This is a genomic window from Pseudomonas sp. MF4836 (assembly GCF_002018875.1).
GTDB lineage: Bacteria > Pseudomonadota > Gammaproteobacteria > Pseudomonadales > Pseudomonadaceae > Aquipseudomonas.
On sequence record NZ_MVOL01000009.1, the window covers coordinates 271310 to 290024 of the forward strand.

Consider the following 18715-nt stretch of genomic DNA (forward strand, 5'->3'; position numbering starts at 1 on the left):
GATTCCCTGCTGAACACCCGGCTCTACGGCGGCGCGGGAGAGCCCGAGGATAGCCCAAACGCCGGCCATTAAAAAAGGGTCCATATAGGACCCTTTTTGACAGCAGCTGCGCGCTTCAAGTTTTAAGCGGCACGCTTTGAAACTGGCAGCGTGTCACTCGCCGCTACTTACTTCTTATCGCGGCGTTTCTTGTCGGCTTTCTTGTGGTGAGTCATCAAACGACGCTTCTTGTTCACCTGACGGTCAGTCAGCGTGTTCTTGTTGCCTTCGTATGGGTTCTCGCCACCCTTGAACTCGATACGGATCGGCGTACCGACCAGCTTCAGGACACGGCGGTAGGTGTTTTCCAGGTAACGCACATACGACTTGGGCACCTTCTCGATCTGGTTACCGTGGATCACGATAATCGGCGGGTTGGCACCACCCAAGTGGGCGTAACGCAGCTTGATCCGGCGGTTGTTGACCATCGGCGGTGCATGCTCGCCTACCGCGTCTTCCAGGATCTGGGTCAGACGGTTGGTCGGCCAGCGGGTCACTGCGGACTTGAACGAGTTCTGGACCGACGCGTAGAGGTTACCCACGCCGGTGCCGTGCAGCGCCGAGATAAAGTGGATATCGGCGAACTCGACGAAGAACAGCCGACGTTGCAGCTCGATCTTCACAAAATCGCGCTCGCTCGGCGTCATGCCGTCCCACTTGTTGATCGCGATCACCAATGCCCGACCGGCCTCCAGGGCAAAGCCCAGCAGGTTGAGGTCGTGGTCCACCACGCCTTCGCGGGCGTCCATCACAAAGATCACCACGTTGGCGTCTTTGATCGCTTGCAGGGTTTTCACCACCGAGAATTTTTCAACTTCCTCGTGGATCTTGCCGCGCTTGCGCACACCGGCGGTGTCGATCAGCGTGTACTTTTCCTCGTTACGTTCGAACGGGATGTAGATGCTGTCGCGGGTGGTGCCGGGCTGGTCGTAGACGATGACCCGGTCTTCACCGAGCATGCGGTTGACCAGGGTCGACTTGCCGACGTTCGGCCGGCCGATGATGGCGATCTTGATCCCGTCCTTTTCGCTCGGGCCAGGAATGCGCTTGGCTTCCTCGCCTTCGGCAACGATCTCTTCCTCGCCTTCTTCCGGCTCTTCTTCATCTCTCGGGAAATCGCTCAGGGCGATCTCCAGCATCTGGGTGATGCCACGGCCATGAGCACCGGCGATTGGAATCGCGTGGCCCATGCCCAACGGGGCGAATTCGGCGCGGGCCATTTCCGGGTCGATGTTGTCGACCTTGTTGGCGACCACGTAGGAGCGCTTGTTACGCTTGCGCAAGTGCTCGGCGATCATCTGGTCAGCCGCGGTGAAACCGGCTTTGGCGTCTACCAGGAACAGAACGACGTCGGCTTCTTCAATGGCCAGCAGCGACTGCTCGGCCATCTTTTCATCCATGCCATGCTCGTCACCGGAAATACCACCGGTGTCGACCAGAATGTAGGAGCGCCCTTGCCACTTGGCCTCACCGTATTGGCGATCACGGGTCAGACCGGACAAGTCGCCGACGATGGCGTCGCGAGTCCGAGTCAGGCGGTTGAACAAGGTGGACTTGCCGACGTTCGGTCGACCCACCAGGGCGATTACGGGAACCATGCGGCTCTCCACTGCGTTATTTCAGAAAATACAAAAGCCGCTGCGAGGCAGCGGCTGGTGCTCGGGGCAGCACGTTCAAGTGCTACGAGCCTTGCCAAGGCAAGGCCGCCTGGAGACATTGCTGCCCCCAAGCATAGTCAAACCATTACTTGATGGTCAGGGCTTCCAGTTTGCCGCTGTTGCCATACACATAAATCATGTCACCCACCACCAGCGGACGTGCACGCAGGCCGTCGCTGTCGATGCGCTGACGGCCGACGAAACGACCGTCAACCTGGCTCAGCAGATGCAGGTAACCTTCCAGGTCACCGACCGCCACGTAGCTGGAGAACACTTCCGGAGCCGACAGTTGGCGGCGAGCCAGCGAGTCATTGCTCCACAGGGCAGTGGTGGAGCGCTCGTCAACACCTTCAACGGTGCCCGACGACAGGCTCACGTACACGCTGCCAAAACCCTGGGCGACGCCGGCATAGCTGGAAGCATCACGCTGCCAGAGCGGACGACCGCTTTCCAGGTCCAGGGCTGCAACGCGACCCTGGTAGCTGGCGACATACAGGGTGCCGCCCGACAGCAGCAAGCCACCGTCGATGTCGACGACCCGATCCAGCTCGGAACGGCCCTGAGGAATAGCCACACGCTGCTCCCACACCGGCACGCCGTTGCGGATATCCAGGGCGACCACTTTACCGGTCGACAGGCCGGCCACTGCCAGGCGGTTGGTCACCACCGGAGCACTGGTACCGCGCAGGGTCAGTACTGCAGGAGTGCTGTCATAGAGCCAGAGTTGGTTGCCGGTGCTGGCGTCGAGACCAATCACACGGTCGTCCTGGGTTTGCACCACCACCACATCGCCATTGCTGGCAGGTGGGGCGAGGACTTCACTGGTCACGCGAGCGCGCCATTTTTCTTCGCCGCTGGACGCATCCAGGGCAACCACTTCGCCCTTCAGAGTGCCGATCATGACCAGGCCGTAACCCACGCCAACGGCGCCGGAAACAGGCAGTTCAAGGTCTTTCTTCCATTTGACGTCGCCGTTCATGCGATCCAGGGACATCACCACGCCGGTAACGTCCGCGGCATAGATGGTGTCACCGTCGATGGCCGGAACCAGCATGTTGTATGTTTCGCCCTGGCCGTCACCGACCGAACGGCTCCACTGCTTCTGCAGGACCACTTCTTCTTTGAAGTCGACCAGCTCAGCCGGTGGCAGTTCTTTTTTGCTGTTGCTGCTGCAACCCGCGGCCAAAATGGCCAGAGCCAGCAATGCTGCATGTTTCCAACGAATCACGTCACGCATCCCCTTTGGCCAGGTCGTCCAGCTTGATTTGTAGGCCACCGACCGCCGCTTCATCAGACAGCGCAGCCTTGGCTTTTTGGTAAGCCGCGTGGGCTTCGTCGATCCGGCCCAGTTGGACCAGCAGGTCGCCCTTGAGCTCTTCACGAGTGGCCAGGAACGACTTGTCAGCATCGCCGTCGAGCAACTTCAGTGCTTCATCGGCTTTGTTCTGTGCGGCCAGTACCTGCGCCAGGCGCTGGCGTGCAACTTCACCCAGGGTCGGGTTCACAGGCTTGTCGGCAATCGCCTTGAGCTCGCTGGCAGCATCGTCCAGCTTGCCGGTATCGACCGCGACCTTGGCCACGAACAGGCTGCCGTATTGCGCGTAGGCGGTGCCGCCGAACTCGCTGTTGAGCTTGCCGGCCAGGTCCGCAACGCGCGCCGCATCCGGCTTGCCGTCAGGGGTCAGCGTGGTTTCAAGCAATTGCTGATAGAGCATCGAGGCGCCTTGCGACTGGTTGCTCTGATACTTGTGCCAGGCCTGCCAGCCGAACACGATGACCAGCGCCAACAGGCCGCCAGTAACCAGGGGTTTGCCGTTGCGCTGCCACCAGTCTTTGAATTCCGTCAGCTGTTCATCTTCGGTACTCGACACCCCAATACTCCTTAATCGCTAAATTCGGCTGTTTGACAGCTTCAACCCTGCACGACGCAGGTGGCCAGGTGTGCAGCGAGCGCATCCCAGGCAATGCTTTGTTGTTCGCCCTGGCCACGCAGGGGTTTGAAACCTACCACTTGCTGGGCCAGTTCGTCGTCACCGAGGATCAGTGCGTACAGCGCACCGCTCTTGTCGGCCTTCTTGAATTGACTCTTGAAGCTGCCGGCGCCGGCGTTGATCTGCAGGCGCAGGTTTGGCAGTTGATCGCGAACCCGCTCGCTCAAGGCCAGGGCGGCCAGTTCGGCAGCCTCGCCAAAGGCGCAGAGGTAGACATCGACCTGACGGGAAATCTCGTCCGGGATCTGCTCCAGGGTTTCCAGCAGCAGCACCAGGCGCTCGATACCCATGGCAAAACCTACGCCCGGGGTCGGCTTGCCGCCCATCTGCTCCACCAGGCCGTCGTAACGACCGCCCGCGCAGACAGTGCCCTGGGCGCCGAGCTTGTCGGTGACCCATTCGAAAACCGTCTTGCTGTAGTAATCCAGACCACGGACCAACTTGGGGTTGATCACATACGGAATGCCGGCAGCGTCCAGGCGCGCCTTGAGGCCTTCGAAATGCACCCGCGACTCTTCGTCGAGGTAGTCGGCCAGTTTCGGCGCATCCACCAATACCGCCTGAGTTTCCGGATGCTTGGTATCGAGCACCCGCAGCGGGTTGGTTTTCAGGCGGCGCTGGCTGTCTTCATCCAGCAACTCGAGGCGGGCCAAGAGGAATTCCACCAGCGCGTCGCGATAACGGGCACGAGCCTCGGCGGTGCCCAGGCTGTTGAGTTCGAGCTTGACCGCGTCACGAATACCCAGCTCGCCCCACAGGCGCCAGGTCAGCACGATCAGTTCGGCGTCGATGTCCGGACCGTCGAGGTTGAACACTTCGCAACCGATCTGGTGAAACTGGCGATAACGGCCTTTCTGCGGGCGTTCGTGGCGGAACATCGGGCCGATGTACCACAACTTCTGCACCTGGCCACCGCCGGTAATGCCGTGTTCGAGGACCGCGCGCACGCACGCGGCGGTGCCTTCCGGACGCAGGGTCAGGGAGTCGCCGTTACGGTCTTCGAAGGTGTACATCTCTTTTTCGACAATGTCGGTCACTTCGCCGATGGAGCGCTTGAACAGATCGGTGAACTCGACGATCGGCATGCGGATCTGCTTGTAACCGTAGTTATCCAGCAGGCGCGCCACAGTGCTCTCGAAATAGCGCCACAGGGGCGTCTGCTCGGGCAGGATGTCATTCATGCCACGAATGGCTTGCAGAGACTTGCTCACTAAAAATCCTTAAATTCTGTTGAATCAGCCGCGCGCGATCACCGCAGCGTCAGCTTCGACCTTTTCGGCCGCTTTCTGGCGGATCAGCTTTTCCAGCTCATCCACCAGATTCTCATTCGTCAATTTCTGCGACGGCTTGCCGTCGATGTAAATCAGGTTCGGTGTACCGCCAGTCAGGCCGATATGGGCCTCCTTGGCTTCACCTGGACCGTTGACCACACAGCCGATGACCGCAACATCCAGCGGCACCAACAGGTCTTCAAGGCGCCCTTCCAGCTCGTTCATGGTCTTGACCACATCGAAGTTCTGCCGCGAGCAGCTCGGGCAGGCGATGAAGTTGATACCACGGGAACGCAGATGCAGGGATTTGAGAATGTCGTAGCCGACTTTCACTTCCTCGACCGGGTCAGCCGCCAGCGAGATGCGAATAGTATCGCCAATCCCGTCGGCCAGCAGCATACCGAGGCCCACGGCGGATTTCACCGTGCCTGAGCGCAAACCACCGGCTTCGGTGATGCCCAGGTGCAGCGGCTGGACGATTTCCTTGGCCAGCAGGCGGTAGGCTTCGACAGCCATGAACACATCGGAGGCCTTTACGCTGACCTTGAAATCCTGGAAATTCAGGCGTTCAAGGTGCTCGACGTGACGCAGGGCCGACTCAACCAGGGCTGCCGGGGTCGGTTCGCCGTATTTCTTCTGCAGATCCTTTTCCAGGGAGCCGGCGTTGACGCCGATGCGGATCGGGATCCCGCGGTCACGGGCGGCATCGACCACAGCACGCACACGGTCTTCACGACCGATGTTGCCCGGGTTGATCCGCAGGCAATCGACGCCCAGCTCAGCCACGCGCAGGGCGATCCGGTAGTCGAAGTGGATGTCGGCCACCAGCGGTACCTTGACCAGCTGCTTGATGCGACCGAATGCTTCGGCAGCGTCCATGTCCGGGACCGATACCCGCACGATATCCACGCCTGCGGCTTCCAGGCGGTTGATCTGGGCCACGGTAGCGGCCACGTCATTGGTATCGCTGTTGGTCATGCTCTGCACCGCGATCGGGGCATCGCCCCCCACAGGCACCGAGCCAACCCAGATTTTGCGGGACTCGCGACGTTTGATGGGAGATTCGCCGTGCATGACTTATTGACCTAACTTCAGGCGAGCGGTCTCGCCACTGGTGAACGGAGCCACATCGACCGCTTGTCCGTTGTAGCTGATTTGCGCGCCACGGGCGTAGCCCAGGCGTACGGCAAATGGCGGCTTGCCCGTCACGTCGGCGGTTTCGCCTTTACGCTTGAGGCCACTGAGCAGCACCTTGCCATTGCCATCAATGACCTGGGCCCAGCAATCAGCAATGAATTGAATCTGGACCTGACCCGAACCTGCCACCGGGGCTGCTGCGGGTGCCGATACGGCCGGGGCGGCAACCGTTGGGGCAGGCGTTACCGGCGCAGTCGGCGCGGCTGCTGCCGGGGCGCTGACCACCGGAGCGGGCGCGGTATGGGCCGGCGCTGCAACGGTTGGAGCAGAAGCAGCGGGGGCAGCGGGGCTGGCCGGGGCTTCAGCCGGGGTCTGAGCCTGTGGCAGGGCGAGGTTGGTAGCCCCCCCTTCAGCCTGACCTTCGACCACGGCCTGGTCTTCCGGCTCGTCGATCGGGTGAATATGTGTGGTGCCATCGGCGCCTTCGACTTCGACGTGCTCCTGGCCGAACGACGTCAGGTCCTTGCTGCGCAGCGAGGTCTGATCCTGCCACCAGATAAAGCCACCGCCGACCACAGCCACCAGCAGCAACAGGCTGACGATGCGCAAAATGGTATGGGAAACCCGGACCGGTTCTTCAATACGACCCAAGGCATGCACGCTGCTGCCTTGAGAGTCGGAGCCGGTGTAAAGGTCGAACTGCTGGACCAGGTTGGTCTGCTCCATCCCCAGCAACTTGGCGTAGGCACGGATATAACCACGGGAAAAGGTATGTCCCGGCAGCTTGTCGAAAGCACCGGTTTCCAGATTATTCAGCGAGCTCACGGTGAGATTGAGCTTCAGGGCCACTTCTGCCTGCGACCAACCATTGCTTTCGCGGGCCTGACGCAGGGTCTCACCGGGGTTTACGCGAGTCACTGCTAGAACTTCGGGATGCGCCGCTTTCATCATTGCTCCGACAGGTATTGCTGATATTCCGGCGTACCGGGATAGAGTCGTTTTAATTGCAGACCATAACTGGCGGCCTTGTCGCGATCTTCAAACACATCCGCCAGCCGAACGCCGAGCAATAGACTACGTGCATTTTGCTCGCTCAGCAGGCTAAAACGGTCGTAATAGTCGCGTGCGGGGACATAATGCCTGTCTTCGAAGGACAACTCAGCCATTTCCAGCAAGGCGTGCGGTTGTTGACGATTCAGACGCAGGGCTTTTTCCAGTTGCTGCTGGGCCAACTCACGCTGCCCCAATTTCTTTGCGGTCATGCCAAGGTTCTCGAACACGCGAGAACGCTCGGGGTACAGGGTATCAGCAGCAGCCTGTTCAAAGCGCTGATAAGCCTCTTTGTAACGTTTTTCTTCGAAGAGAAAGCTGCCGTAGTTATTGAGGATCCGAGCATCGGCAGGGCGCGAGGCCAAGGCCTTGCGAAAATGCTCGTCGGCCAGCTCCGGCTCCATCTCGGCCTGGAACACCAGCCCCAGGGCGGCATTGGCATCGGCGTCCGACTCATCCAGCTCCAGGGCTTTCTTCAGCGGCACCTTGGCACGTTCGGTCATGCCCTGTTGCAGATACCCCAAACCCAGTTGCACATAGGCCTGACGCGCTTCGTCGCGGCCCTTGCTGGTGTTCAGCGGGTTGAAATCACCCGACAGAACGCAGCCAGCCGAGAGGCTGACAACCAGCAACAGCAGCGCAACGCGAAAGGTCATGGAGAGCCTCTCTCAAGTACGATTCGCGGCGCTTTGCGGCATATCGGCATCAGCGCTCAACTCGCGCACCGCAATATAGCGTTCGCTGCGACGGGTGCGGTCCAGCACCTGCCCGACCAGTTGGCCACAGGCGGCATCAATATCCTCACCACGGGTGGTGCGCACGGTGACGTTGAAACCGGCGTGATGCAGCTGGTCCTGGAAACGACGGATGGCATTGTTGCTCGGCCGCTCGTAACCGGAGTGCGGGAACGGGTTGAACGGGATCAGGTTGATCTTGCACGGAATGTTCTTGAGCAACTCGATCATTTCAACCGCATGCTCGACCTTGTCGTTGATGTCCTTGAGCAAGGTGTACTCGATGGTCAGCACGCGCTTTTCGCCCAGGGACGACATGTAGCGCTGGCAGGACTCGAGCAACATCTTCAGCGGGTACTTCTTGTTGATCGGCACCAGCTGGTTGCGCAACGCATCGTTGGGAGCGTGCAGGGACAACGCCAGCGAGACGTCGATGTGCTTGGACAGCTCATCGATCATCGGCACCACGCCGGAGGTCGACAGGGTCACTCGGCGCTTGGAGATGCCGTAACCCAGGTCGTCCATCATCAGGTGCATGGCCGCGACGACGTTGTCGAAGTTCAGCAGCGGCTCGCCCATGCCCATCATCACCACGTTGGTGATGGCACGGTCGGCGGTCGCCGGGATGCTGCCGAACGATTTATTGGCAATCCACACCTGGCCGATGACTTCGGCGGCGGTGAGGTTGCTGTTGAAACCTTGCTTGCCGGTGGAGCAGAAACTGCAATCCAGGGCACAGCCTGCCTGGGACGAAACGCAAAGAGTGCCGCGTTTGCCCTGGGGAATGTACACGGTCTCGACGCAGCTGCCGGACGCCACGCGCACCACCCATTTACGGGTGCCATCGCTGGAGATGTCCTCGCTGACGACTTCAGGACCGCGAACCTCAGCAATCACCTTGAGCTTGTCGCGCAAGGCTTTGCTGACGTTCGTCATGGCGTCGAAATCATCGACGCCAAGGTGGTGAATCCATTTCATTACCTGACCGGCACGGAAACGCTTCTCCCCGATTGAGTCGAAGAATTTTTCCATTTCCTGTTGAGTCAGACCCAACAGGTTGGTTTTTACAGTCGATGTAGTCATGGATTCACCTTCACTCTTAAGCCAATGCTTAGCGAGTGGTTACTTCAGTAGCAGCGAAAAAGTAAGCGATTTCGCGAGCAGCAGCGGCTTCGGAGTCCGAACCGTGAACGGCGTTGGCGTCGATGGACTCGGCGAAGTCAGCACGGATGGTGCCGGCAGCAGCTTCTTTAGGGTTGGTAGCGCCCATCAGCTCACGGTTCAGAGCGATAGCGTTTTCGCCTTCCAGAACCTGAACAACAACCGGACCGGAAGTCATGAAGGCAACCAGCTCGCCGAAGAAACCACGAGCGCTGTGCTCAGCGTAGAAGCCTTCGGCTTCAGCTTTGGACAGTTGCTTCATTTTCGAAGCTACAACGCGCAGGCCGGCTTCTTCGAAACGGGAAACGATCTTGCCGATGACGTTTTTTGCAACAGCGTCAGGCTTGATGATGGAGAAAGTACGTTGAACAGCCATGGTGTAACTCCAGAAACGGTAATTTGCGAAAAATTAAACCCGCGAATTATACGCGGGTTTATAGGGATTGCCTAACTGCGTACAGCGCGGATTCAGTCCGCTTCTTCAATCCAGGCAGCCTGAATTGCTTCAAGAACTTTCTCGCCACCGCGAGCCGGATCGTCGCTGAACTCCGGCAGTGCCAGAACCCACTTGTGCAGATCGACAAAGTTTACATAGCGCGGATCCACTTCCGGCCGGGATTCGGCCAGCTGAATCGCGATTTCCAGCACATCAACCCACTTCAGACTCATGACTATTCCTTGAATCAGTGCGGCGCTTCGGCGGCATGGTTGAGCGAGTATTTCGGGATTTCGACGGTCAGGTCTTCTTCACCGACGATCGCCTGGCAGGACAGGCGCGACTGAGGCTCAAGCCCCCAGGCCTTGTCCAGCATGTCTTCTTCCAGTTCGTCCGCTTCATTCAGCGAATCGAACCCTTCACGAATCACGCAGTGGCAGGTGGTGCAGGCACAGACACCGCCGCAGGCGCTTTCGATCTCGATATGGTTATCGTGGGCCACTTCGAGAATCGAGGTACCGGGCGGAACCTCTACAACCAGACCTTCCGGGCACAGCACGGCATGTGGCAGAAAAATGATCTGCGGCATCAGTTATTCCTCGATTTCATTCAAGTTGCGCCCCGCCAGCGCGGCTTTCACCGTCGAATCCAGGCGTCGGGCAGCAAAAGCATCGGTCACTTGCGACAGACGCTTGGTCTGCTGCTCGATGGCGTAACCATCGGTACCCTTCATCAGTTCGGCCAGTTCCTGCATCTGCAACTCGATGACCATGCGCTCTTCGGCATCCAGCAGGCGCTCGCCATCAGCCTCCAGGGCGCCTTGCACCGCCTCGATCAGGCGCTGGGCATCGACCTGCTGCTCACGCAGGACACGGGCGACCTTGTCGTCGCCGGCATATTGGAACGAATCCTTGAGCATCTTGGCGATTTCGCCATCGGTCAGGCCGTAGGACGGCTTGACCTGGATGCTGGCTTCAACGCCCGACCCCAGCTCACGGGCCGCCACACTGAGCAGGCCATCGGCATCGACCTGGAAGGTCACGCGGATTTTCGCCGCACCCGCCACCATCGGCGGAATACCGCGCAATTCGAAGCGCGCCAGGGAGCGGCAATCGCTGATCAGCTCGCGCTCACCCTGCAGCACGTGAATCATCATGGCCGACTGGCCATCCTTGTAGGTGGTGAAGTCCTGGGCACGGGCGACGGGGATGGTGGTGTTGCGTGGAATCACCTTCTCCATCAGCCCACCCATGGTTTCCAGCCCCAGGGACAGCGGAATCACGTCCAGCAACAGCAGTTCGCCGCCGTCGCGCTTATTGCCGGCCAAGGTGTCGGCCTGGATCGCGGCCCCGATGGCCACCACTTGATCCGGGTCGATTTCGGTCAACGGCTCACGTCCGAACATCTCGCCGACGGCCTGGCGCACGCGTGGCACACGGGTCGAACCGCCGACCATGACCACTGCCTGCACATCATCGAGCTCGACATTGGAATCACGCACCGCACGGCGGCAAGCCTTGAGGCTACGCGCAACCATGGGTTCGATCAGAGCGTCGAACTGCTCACGAGTCAGCGCCGCGCGCCATTCGCCATAGACCACGTCCACCGAATCAGCGTGGGTCAGGGCTTCCTTGGCGGCGCAGGCGGTTTGCAGCAAACGACGCTGCGCGCCGGGATCGAGATCAGCCGACAAACCGGCACTGTCGATGATCCAGCCGGCAATCGCGTGATCGAAGTCATCGCCGCCCAGTGCGGTGTCGCCACCGGTGGCCAGCACTTCGAACACACCGCCGGTCAGGCGCAGAATGGAAATATCAAAGGTGCCGCCGCCCAGGTCGTAGATCGCCACCACGCCTTCGGCGTGCTGATCCAGGCCATAGGCCACCGCCGCTGCGGTCGGCTCGTTGAGCAAACGCAGCACATTCAGACCCGCCAGTTTGGCCGCGTCCTTGGTGGCCTGACGCTGTGCGTCGTCAAAGTAGGCCGGAACGGTGATCACCGCCCCTACCAACTCGCCACCCAGGGTCGACTCGGCGCGCTGACGAAGCACCTTGAGGATCTCGGCGGAGACTTCGACCGGGCTTTTCGGGCCCTGCACCGTGTCGATGAACGGCATGTGCGACTCGCCATCGACAAAGCGATACGGCAACTGCTCGCCCAATTGCTTGACGTCGGACAGACCACGACCCATCAAGCGCTTGACCGACAGCACGGTATTCAAGGGATCGGCAGACGCCGCCAGCCGGACAGACTCGCCGACCTCGACACGATCAGCGTGGTAGCGCACGGCGGAAGGCAGGATGACCCGCCCTTCAGCGTCCGCCAGCGGTTCGGAAAGACCACTGCGCAATGCAGCGACCAGCGAATTGGTGGTGCCCAAGTCGATCCCCACAGCCAGACGACGCTGGTGCGGTTGAGGACTTTGGCCGGGTTCGGCGATCTGCAGTAGGGCCATGGTAATCAGGTCTTATCTGTCTATCAGGCGTGCAACATGGGCAGCACTGGGTTAATCGTCGAGGCGCTCTTCTAACTGGCGCACTTCATACGTGAGCTTGTCGAGGAACTGCATGCGCCGCATCAGGCGTTCGGCCTGTTCGCGTTGCGCTGCATCATCCCAACAAGCTGCAAAGCTTTCGTTCAGCTCATCCTGCGCGACTTTCAGACGCCGTTTGAACACCGCGACACCCGCCAGGTCGGCGCTGTCCTGCAGGTCTTCGAGTTCTTCGCGCCACTGCATCTGCTGCAGAAGAAACTCCGGATCATGCACCGTGACCTCCAGCGGCAACTCGCGACCGCCCATGGCGAGCAGGTAGCGCGCACGCTTGGGAGGGCTTTTGAGCGTCTGGTAGGCCTCGTTGAGGCTCGCGGATTGCTCGAGCGCCAGCCGCTGCTCACGCTCGGAAGCGTCAGCGAAACGGTCGGGGTGGACGCCGCGCGCCAACTCACGGTAGCGCGTAGCCAACTGCTCGAGGTCCAGGCGAAAGCTGGGCTGCAGTTCAAATAAAGCGAAATGACAAGGATTACCCACAAGAAGCCTCAGATGTTGAAGCTTTCGCCGCAGCCACATTCACCGCGTACGTTGGGGTTGTTGAACTTGAAGCCTTCGTTCAACCCTTCCTTGACGAAATCCAGTTCGGTGCCGTCCAGATAGGTCAGACTTTTCGGGTCGATGATCACTTTCTCGCCGTGACTTTCGAACACCTGATCGTCTTCACCCACCTCGTCGACGAACTCCAGCACGTAGGCAAGGCCGGAACAGCCCGTGGTGCGAACACCCAGACGAATCCCATCACCCTTGCCGCGCCCGTTGAGGGAGCGTCGCACGTGTTGAGCAGCCGCTTCTGTCATGCTGATAGCCATCGTGACTCCTTACTTGTCGCTCAATCTGTGAAAGCTGAATCCGAATGAATCAGATCAGGCCTTTCTTCTGCTTGTAGTCGCGAACAGCGGCCTTGATGGCGTCTTCCGCGAGTACCGAGCAGTGGATTTTCACTGGCGGCAGGGCCAGTTCTTCGGCCAGCTGAGTGTTCTTGATGGTTTCAGCCTCGTCCAGGGTCTTGCCCTTCATCCACTCGGTGGCCAGGGAACTGGAGGCGATGGCCGAACCGCAGCCGTAAGTCTTGAACTTGGCATCTTCGATGATGCCTTGCTCGTTGACCTTGATCTGCAGGCGCATCACGTCGCCGCACGCCGGAGCGCCGACCATGCCAGTGCCGACATCAGGGTCTTCCGCGTTCATCTTGCCGACGTTGCGCGGGTTTTCGTAATGGTCGATGACCTTTTCGCTGTAAGCCATGATTCTTAATCCTCACTCATCAGAGAGTCGCTCTTGGGGTCCTGCAAATCGCCGTAATCGATACGTTCGGCAGAACCCGCTGGCGGCGACTTATATATCAGTGTGCCGCCCACTCGATTTTCGAGATGTCGACGCCGTCTTTGAACATGTCCCACAGCGGCGACAGAGCGCGCAGCTTGGTGACGGCCTCGCAGACTTTCTGCGCGGCGTAATCGATTTCTTCTTCGGTGGTGAAGCGACCGAAGGTGAAGCGGATCGAGCTATGGGCCAGTTCGTCGTTGCGGCCCAGGGCGCGCAGTACGTACGAAGGCTCAAGCGAAGCCGAGGTGCAGGCCGAACCGGAGGATACTGCCAGGTCCTTGAGGGCCATGATCAGCGACTCGCCTTCAACGTAGTTGAAGCTCAGGTTCAGGTTGTGCGGTACACGGGCGGTCATGCTGCCGTTGATGTACAGCTCTTCCAGATGCTCGACCTGCTTGTAGAAGCGATCGCTCAGGGCCTTGATGCGCAGGTTCTCGGCAGCCATGTCCTCCTTGGCCACACGGAACGCTTCGCCCATGCCGACGATCTGGTGGGTCGCCAGGGTGCCGGAGCGCATGCCGCGCTCATGACCGCCACCGTGCATGGTGGCTTCCAGACGCACGCGCGGTTTGCGGCTGACGTACAGCGCGCCAATGCCTTTCGGACCGTAGGTCTTGTGGGCCGAGAACGACATCAGGTCGACTTTCAGCTTCTGCAGGTCGATATCGACCTTGCCAGTGGACTGGGCGCCGTCGACGTGGAACAGAACGCCCTTGGAGCGAGTCAGTTCGCCGATCGCGGCGATGTCGTTGACGGTACCGATCTCGTTGTTCACGTGCATGATCGACACGAGGATGGTGTCGTCGCGCAGTGCGGCTTCAACCATGGCCGGAGTGATCAGGCCATCTTCGCCCGGCTCGATGTAGGTAACTTCAAAACCTTCACGCTCCAGTTGGCGCATGGTGTCAAGGACAGCCTTGTGCTCGATCTTGGAGGTGATCAGGTGCTTGCCCTTGCTGCCGTAGAAGTGCGCGACACCCTTGATTGCCAGGTTGTCGGATTCGGTGGCACCGGAAGTCCAGACGATCTCACGCGGATCGGCATTCACCAGGTCAGCCACTTGGCGACGGGCGTTCTCGACCGATTCTTCGGCCTTCCAGCCAAACACGTGGGAACGGGACGCCGGGTTACCGAAGTTTCCGTCGACCAGCAGGCATTCACTCATCTTTTGCGCGACACGCGGGTCAACCGGGGTGGTCGCTGAGTAATCAAGGTAAATCGGCAATTTCATGGACTCTCTCCTAAATCAGGCTGGCTGGCGTTCCGCTGGCTCTTTGGCTGTCATTCGACGGCGGACGCTTCGATCTTATCCAGGCGTGGCGCCTTGCCATTACAGCGGCGCTGATCCTGACGCTGGGCTACTTCTTGCACCTCACGGCGAGTCACAAGGTCAGCCAAGCTGATACCGCTCAGAAATTCGTGAATCTGCAGGCTCAGATCACACCACAAGTGGTGAGTCAGGCAGGTGTCGCCGGAATGGCAGTCACCCTGGCCCTGGCATTTGGTGGCATCGACCGATTCGTTCACCGCATCGATCACCTGGGCTACCTGGATTCCCTGCATGTCGCGCGACAGCTGATAGCCGCCACCCGGGCCACGCACACTGGACACCAGATTGCTGCGGCGCAGCTTGGCGAAGAGCTGTTCGAGATAGGACAGGGAGATGCCTTGGCGCTCAGAGATATCGGCCAGGGACACCGGGCCATGTTGCGCGTGCAACGCCAGGTCGAGCATGGCAGTTACCGCGTATCGGCCTTTAGTAGTGAGTCGCATGGACAATTACCACAGAGTGTTTCGGGATGAGGGCGAGTATGCAATACCCGAGTAATCGAGTCAACTATAAGACCAACTACTTTAGTCGGGTTTACCCGCAAAAGAGCGCGCGAATCATAGCAAAGTCTGCGGCGTAATGGCACATCCCGGCGCTGGCGGCCGACCTGCGGGAGATCAATGCACCATCAAAACGACATCATCCGCCCCGCCCAATCTAGCTCGCCGGCGATCCAGAGGCCGATAATCCGAGGCAGATCGCCATCAACGCACACGCATCGACTTGCGCCAGCAGCCTTAGCCGACCTGACTGTCGCCCTTGTCCTTGACCCCGGCAAAGTCCTCTTCGCGCAGTGCCGGCAGATCCTGGGCGCAATAGTTGCTGCCCAAGTCTTTCAATGCGCCGCACATACCTTCAAGGCGACCATCGACCGCCTGCAGGTGATCCAGCAACTGGCCAATAGCGCGAGCCACCGGGTCTGGCATGTCTTCGCTGACACCGTAGGCATCAAAGCCCAGCTTCTCGGCCATGGCCTTGCGCTTGGCTTCCTGCTCATCATCGGACTTGATAATGATGCGCCCAGGAATCCCCACCACCGTCGCGCCCGCGGGCACGGCCTTGGTCACCACCGCATTGGAACCGACCTTGGCCCCGGCACCAACAGTGAATGGGCCCAGGACCTTGGCGCCCGCCCCCACCACCACACCATCTTCCAGGGTCGGGTGGCGCTTGCCTTTATTCCAGCTGGTGCCACCCAGGGTAACGCCCTGGTACAGGGTCACGTCATCGCCGATCTCGGCGGTTTCACCGATGACGATGCCCATGCCGTGGTCAATAAAGAACCGACGACCGACCTTGGCCCCCGGGTGAATCTCGATCCCGGTCAACCAACGGCCGAAATTCGACACCAGCCGCGCCAGCCACTTCCACCCCATGCCCCACAGAGCGCCTGACAGGCGATGGATCCAGATGGCGTGCATGCCCGGGTAGCAGGTCAGCACCTCAAAGGCATTGCGCGCCGCCGGATCACGGTGAAAAACACTCTGGATATCTTCACGCAAACGCTCAAACATCTTCATTCTTCCGCTTGATGAGCTCGCCACGGGCCGCTTTCTGGGTCTCCGTGAGGATGCCTCGCAAAATATTCATTTCCGCCCGACTGACCGAGCTGCGACCGTACAACCGACGCAGGCGCGCCATCAAGTGCCGCGGCTTTTCCGGATCGAGGAAGTCGATGGCCACCAGCGTCTGCTGCAGATGCTCGTAGAACCGCTCCAACTCATCCATGGTCGCCAACTCATCACTACGCGGCGACGCCACTTCATCCTTCTCGACCTTGCTCGGCCGGCCCTCGGCCGCCAGCCAGGACATCCGCACCTCATAGGTCAACACCTGCACCGCCGTCGCCAGGTTCAGCGAACTGAACTCAGGGTCCGACGGGATATGCACATGGAAGTGACATCGCTGCAGCTCGTCATTGGTCAGGCCGGAGTCTTCACGGCCGAACACCAGGGCGATCTGTGCGCCCTGCCCCGCCTCTTCCACTACCTTCAACCCGGATTCACGAGGGTCGAGCAAGGGCCAGGGAATACGTCGATCACGGGCACTGGTACCAAATACCAGGGTACAGCCCGCCAACGCCTCTTCCAGGGTGGCGACGACCTGCGCATTTTCCAGGATGTCCGTGGCGCCAGAGGCACGGGCATCAGCCTCGTGGGACGGGAAAATCCGCGGCTCAACCAGCACCAGCCGCGACAGGCCCATGTTCTTCATGGCACGCGCAGCCCCACCGATATTCCCGGGATGACTGGTATTGACCAGGACGACACGAATGTTCTGCAGCAAGGGAGGCGCTCTCGGACACGGAAAGGGGAGCAAATCTTACAGAACAGCCAGCAGTCACGCCTCAAAAATAACCGGGAGCCCCGGATACACTCAGCGACGCGCACCTTTAGCGCCTTGTGCAAACGACCACTGGTCAAAAAGCGCGCACATTTACTGAGTCAGTGCCCCGCTCAAAATGAGGAAAGCGAATGTCGACCTTCATCTGCAAAAGTTTTCTGCTAGAATGCTCGGCTTTCTTTAACAACCTTAGGTGACACATCCATGCAGCCAATGCTGAATATCGCGCTGCGCGCCGCCCGCAGCGCCAGTGAATTGATTTTCCGCTCCATCGAGCGCCTGGATACCATCAAGGTCGACGAAAAAGACGCCAAAGACTACGTATCCGAAGTTGATCGCGCTGCCGAGCAGAAGATCATCGATGCGTTGCGCAAAGCCTACCCAACCCACGGCATCCTCGGTGAAGAAACCGGCCTGCACGCGGGCAGCGGTGAAGGCGAAGAATACCTGTGGATCATCGACCCACTGGACGGCACCACCAACTTCCTGCGCGGCATTCCTCACTTTGCCGTCAGCATTGCCTGCAAATACCGTGGTCGTCTGGAACACGCCGTTGTTCTGGACCCGGTTCGCCAGGAAGAATTCACCGCCAGCCGCGGTCGTGGCGCCCAACTGAACGGTCGTCGCCTGCGCGTCAGCGGCCGCACCAGCCTGGACGGCGCCCTGCTGGGTACTGGCTTCCCGTTCCGTGACGACCAGATGGACAACCTCGACAACTACCTGGGCATGTTCCGCGCCCTGGTTGGCCAGACCGCCGGCATCCGCCGCGCCGGTGCCGCCAGCCTGGACCTGGCTTACGTGGCCGCCGGCCGTTTCGATGCTTTCTGGGAGTCGGGCCTGTCCGAGTGGGACATGGCTGCAGGCGCCCTGCTGATTCAGGAAGCAGGCGGCCTGGTGAGCGACTTCACCGGCGGTCACGACTTCCTGGAAAAAGGCCACGTGGTTGCCGGCAACACCAAGTGCTTCAAAGCGGTCCTGACCGCCATCCAGCCGCACCTGCCGGCTTCGCTGAAGCGCTAAGCGCCAGCGACAAAAAAGCACCCTACGGGGTGCTTTTTTTATGCCTGAAAATACTCAGCCGATAAAAAAGCCGCCCCTGAGGACAGCTCTTTTATCGGCCCGAGCTTACTGCCCCGGCTGTTCCTGATTCTGACTCAGGATCAACTTGCCTTCTTTATTGACCGGAATCTGGTTACCCGGATCACGATCCATACGCACCTGGCCTTGCTTGCCATCCAGTTCGTACTTCACGTCATAACCCACGACCTTGTCGCTGATGTCATTGACGGTGTTACAGCGAGTCTGAGTGGTGGTGTAGGTATCACGCTCCTGCATGCCTTCCTGCACCTTGTTACCGGCATAACCACCACCCACTGCACCCGCCACGGTGGCGATCTTTTTGCCGTTGCCGCCGCCGATCATACTGCCCAGCAAACCACCGCCAACCGCACCGGCCACCGTACCAAGGATCTGATGCTCATCCTTGACCGGGCGCTGACGGGTTACCGCGACGTCCTTGCAGACCTCGCGTGGAGTCTTGATCTGTTGTTTAACCGGCTGAACTGCCAGCACTTGCGCATACTCAGGGCCGCTTTTAACCAGGCTGTAGGTGGCAACAGCACCCCCGGCAGTCACACCGACAGCACCCAATACCGCACCAACCAGTAACGACTTGTTCACGTGAACCT

21 protein-coding genes are annotated in these 18715 nt (G+C 59.9%); 1 reads left to right on the forward strand and 20 read right to left on the reverse strand.

Annotation, left to right across the window (positions count from 1 at the left end; translation table 11 throughout):
* Positions 1–167 precede the first annotated feature (167 nt).
* The 19 genes from der to trmJ all read right to left on the reverse strand — a co-directional run bounded on the left by der (position 168) and on the right by trmJ (position 16970).
* A complete protein-coding gene (gene der, locus MF4836_RS21935) occupies positions 168–1637 on the reverse strand; it encodes a ribosome biogenesis GTPase Der (RefSeq protein ID WP_020298482.1) in 1470 nt (489 codons plus the stop codon).
* Between the two features lie 145 nt (positions 1638–1782).
* Entirely contained in the window at positions 1783–2934 is a 1152-nt protein-coding gene (bamB, locus tag MF4836_RS21940) for an outer membrane protein assembly factor BamB (RefSeq protein ID WP_078472022.1), read from the reverse strand.
* Entirely contained in the window at positions 2927–3568 is a 642-nt protein-coding gene (locus MF4836_RS21945) for a tetratricopeptide repeat protein (protein ID WP_020298480.1), read from the reverse strand. Before MF4836_RS21945 ends, bamB begins: the two co-directional genes overlap by 8 nt.
* A gap of 41 nt (positions 3569–3609) precedes the next feature.
* Positions 3610–4899: a histidine--tRNA ligase gene (gene hisS / locus MF4836_RS21950; protein ID WP_078472023.1), complete on the reverse strand. Its 1290-nt coding sequence runs from the start codon at positions 4897–4899 to the stop codon at positions 3610–3612.
* A gap of 24 nt (positions 4900–4923) precedes the next feature.
* Entirely contained in the window at positions 4924–6033 is a 1110-nt protein-coding gene (ispG, locus tag MF4836_RS21955) for a flavodoxin-dependent (E)-4-hydroxy-3-methylbut-2-enyl-diphosphate synthase (protein WP_020298478.1), read from the reverse strand.
* 3 nt (positions 6034–6036) lie between these two features.
* Positions 6037–7044, reverse strand: a complete 1008-nt coding sequence (locus tag MF4836_RS21960) for a RodZ domain-containing protein (RefSeq protein WP_078472024.1) — start codon at positions 7042–7044, stop codon at positions 6037–6039.
* Positions 7044–7802: a type IV pilus biogenesis/stability protein PilW gene (gene pilW, locus MF4836_RS21965; RefSeq protein ID WP_078472025.1), complete on the reverse strand. Its 759-nt coding sequence runs from the start codon at positions 7800–7802 to the stop codon at positions 7044–7046. Before pilW ends, MF4836_RS21960 begins: the two co-directional genes overlap by 1 nt.
* 12 nt (positions 7803–7814) lie before the next feature.
* Positions 7815–8963, reverse strand: coding sequence for a 23S rRNA (adenine(2503)-C(2))-methyltransferase RlmN (gene rlmN, locus MF4836_RS21970; RefSeq protein WP_020298475.1), 1149 nt, complete (start codon positions 8961–8963; stop codon positions 7815–7817).
* Positions 8964–8991: 28 nt separating this feature from the next.
* The gene (gene ndk / locus MF4836_RS21975; RefSeq protein WP_020298474.1) at positions 8992–9417 is read right to left on the reverse strand and encodes a nucleoside-diphosphate kinase; all 426 of its coding nucleotides are present in this window, start codon (positions 9415–9417) and stop codon (positions 8992–8994) included.
* A 92-nt stretch (positions 9418–9509) separates the two neighbouring features.
* Positions 9510–9710, reverse strand: coding sequence for a Fe-S cluster assembly protein IscX (iscX, locus tag MF4836_RS21980; protein WP_020298473.1), 201 nt, complete (start codon positions 9708–9710; stop codon positions 9510–9512).
* A gap of 14 nt (positions 9711–9724) precedes the next feature.
* Entirely contained in the window at positions 9725–10066 is a 342-nt protein-coding gene (gene fdx / locus MF4836_RS21985; RefSeq protein WP_078472026.1) for an ISC system 2Fe-2S type ferredoxin, read from the reverse strand.
* A gap of 3 nt (positions 10067–10069) precedes the next feature.
* Complete coding sequence (hscA, locus tag MF4836_RS21990) at positions 10070–11932, reverse strand: Fe-S protein assembly chaperone HscA (RefSeq protein WP_078472027.1); 1863 nt, start codon at positions 11930–11932, stop codon at positions 10070–10072.
* 51 nt (positions 11933–11983) lie between these two features.
* On the reverse strand, positions 11984–12505 hold the full coding sequence (hscB, locus tag MF4836_RS21995) for a co-chaperone HscB (RefSeq protein WP_078472028.1): 522 nt from the start codon (positions 12503–12505) through the stop codon (positions 11984–11986).
* Positions 12506–12513: 8 nt separating this feature from the next.
* A complete protein-coding gene (iscA, locus tag MF4836_RS22000; RefSeq protein ID WP_020298469.1) occupies positions 12514–12837 on the reverse strand; it encodes an iron-sulfur cluster assembly protein IscA in 324 nt (107 codons plus the stop codon).
* 49 nt (positions 12838–12886) lie between these two features.
* Complete coding sequence (gene iscU / locus MF4836_RS22005) at positions 12887–13273, reverse strand: Fe-S cluster assembly scaffold IscU (protein WP_007929523.1); 387 nt, start codon at positions 13271–13273, stop codon at positions 12887–12889.
* 97 nt (positions 13274–13370) lie between these two features.
* Positions 13371–14585, reverse strand: a complete 1215-nt coding sequence (locus MF4836_RS22010; RefSeq protein WP_078472029.1) for an IscS subfamily cysteine desulfurase — start codon at positions 14583–14585, stop codon at positions 13371–13373.
* A gap of 50 nt (positions 14586–14635) precedes the next feature.
* Entirely contained in the window at positions 14636–15127 is a 492-nt protein-coding gene (iscR, locus tag MF4836_RS22015; protein ID WP_007956690.1) for a Fe-S cluster assembly transcriptional regulator IscR, read from the reverse strand.
* A gap of 294 nt (positions 15128–15421) precedes the next feature.
* Positions 15422–16198, reverse strand: coding sequence for a serine O-acetyltransferase (gene cysE, locus MF4836_RS22020; RefSeq protein WP_078472030.1), 777 nt, complete (start codon positions 16196–16198; stop codon positions 15422–15424).
* Positions 16191–16970 carry a tRNA (cytosine(32)/uridine(32)-2'-O)-methyltransferase TrmJ gene (gene trmJ, locus MF4836_RS22025; RefSeq protein ID WP_020298466.1) on the reverse strand — a complete coding sequence of 260 codons (780 nt, stop codon included), beginning with the start codon at positions 16968–16970 and terminating at the stop codon, positions 16191–16193. The genes cysE and trmJ overlap by 8 nt, the downstream gene beginning before the upstream one ends.
* A 261-nt stretch (positions 16971–17231) precedes the next feature.
* Between trmJ and suhB the strand changes: the two genes are divergently transcribed.
* The gene (suhB, locus tag MF4836_RS22030) at positions 17232–18047 is read left to right on the forward strand and encodes a type III secretion system regulator SuhB (protein WP_020298465.1); all 816 of its coding nucleotides are present in this window, start codon (positions 17232–17234) and stop codon (positions 18045–18047) included.
* Between the two features lie 105 nt (positions 18048–18152).
* On the opposite strand, the gene MF4836_RS22035 is transcribed toward suhB, so the two are convergent.
* Complete coding sequence (locus MF4836_RS22035) at positions 18153–18707, reverse strand: glycine zipper 2TM domain-containing protein (protein ID WP_078472031.1); 555 nt, start codon at positions 18705–18707, stop codon at positions 18153–18155.
* Positions 18708–18715: the final 8 nt, after the last annotated feature.

Excerpts from the sequence above, each read along its gene's own strand:
- der (WP_020298482.1), bottom strand. The coding sequence starts at position 1,637 with ATGGTTCCCGTAATCGCCCTGGTGGGTCGACCGAACGTCGGCAAGTCC.
- bamB (WP_078472022.1), bottom strand. The coding sequence starts at position 2,934 with ATGCGTGACGTGATTCGTTGGAAACATGCAGCATTGCTGGCTCTGGCC.
- ispG (WP_020298478.1), bottom strand. The coding sequence starts at position 6,033 with ATGCACGGCGAATCTCCCATCAAACGTCGCGAGTCCCGCAAAATCTGG.
- MF4836_RS21960 (WP_078472024.1), bottom strand. The coding sequence starts at position 7,044 with ATGAAAGCGGCGCATCCCGAAGTTCTAGCAGTGACTCGCGTAAACCCC.
- pilW (WP_078472025.1), bottom strand. The coding sequence starts at position 7,802 with ATGACCTTTCGCGTTGCGCTGCTGTTGCTGGTTGTCAGCCTCTCGGCT.
- rlmN (WP_020298475.1), bottom strand. The coding sequence starts at position 8,963 with ATGACTACATCGACTGTAAAAACCAACCTGTTGGGTCTGACTCAACAG.
- ndk (WP_020298474.1), bottom strand. The coding sequence starts at position 9,417 with ATGGCTGTTCAACGTACTTTCTCCATCATCAAGCCTGACGCTGTTGCA.
- iscX (WP_020298473.1), bottom strand. The coding sequence starts at position 9,710 with ATGAGTCTGAAGTGGGTTGATGTGCTGGAAATCGCGATTCAGCTGGCC.
- fdx (WP_078472026.1), bottom strand. The coding sequence starts at position 10,066 with ATGCCGCAGATCATTTTTCTGCCACATGCCGTGCTGTGCCCGGAAGGT.
- hscA (WP_078472027.1), bottom strand. The coding sequence starts at position 11,932 with ATGGCCCTACTGCAGATCGCCGAACCCGGCCAAAGTCCTCAACCGCAC.
- iscA (WP_020298469.1), bottom strand. The coding sequence starts at position 12,837 with ATGGCTATCAGCATGACAGAAGCGGCTGCTCAACACGTGCGACGCTCC.
- iscU (WP_007929523.1), bottom strand. The coding sequence starts at position 13,273 with ATGGCTTACAGCGAAAAGGTCATCGACCATTACGAAAACCCGCGCAAC.
- MF4836_RS22010 (WP_078472029.1), bottom strand. The coding sequence starts at position 14,585 with ATGAAATTGCCGATTTACCTTGATTACTCAGCGACCACCCCGGTTGAC.
- iscR (WP_007956690.1), bottom strand. The coding sequence starts at position 15,127 with ATGCGACTCACTACTAAAGGCCGATACGCGGTAACTGCCATGCTCGAC.
- cysE (WP_078472030.1), bottom strand. The coding sequence starts at position 16,198 with ATGTTTGAGCGTTTGCGTGAAGATATCCAGAGTGTTTTTCACCGTGAT.
- suhB (WP_020298465.1), top strand. The coding sequence starts at position 17,232 with ATGCAGCCAATGCTGAATATCGCGCTGCGCGCCGCCCGCAGCGCCAGT.